This window comes from Salmonella sp. SAL4457, from assembly GCF_046548235.1.
GTDB lineage: Bacteria > Pseudomonadota > Gammaproteobacteria > Enterobacterales > Enterobacteriaceae > Salmonella > Salmonella enterica.
Map to the genome: position 1 here is coordinate 1 of NZ_JBGDZO010001096.1, position 246 is coordinate 246.

A 246-nucleotide genomic window follows, 5' to 3' on the forward strand; every position below is an offset into this window, starting at 1 on the left:
GTGCACGGTGGCCTCGATCTCATCCCGCAACATCGCCCGTTCCGGCGACTCGATGTCCTTCAGGGCGTGGTCGCCCTCGAAGAACTCCGCATCCTCTGCGGTCACATCGCTGTCCGGTGGCCGACGCCCGCGAGCGACCAGGTGGTTCTTCGCGGTGTTGATGGCGATCCGATACAGCCAGGTATAAAAAGCACTATCGCCGCGGAAATTGCCGAGCGCACGGTATGCCTTGATGAAGGCTTCCTG

At 61.8% G+C, this 246-nt stretch carries 1 protein-coding gene; it reads right to left on the reverse strand.

Translation table 11 applies throughout. From position 1 onward, the window contains the following. Positions 1-246, reverse strand: a 246-nt coding sequence (locus tag ACLJNW_RS27570) for a sigma factor (RefSeq protein ID WP_410961739.1), incomplete at both ends; no start/stop codon positions are given.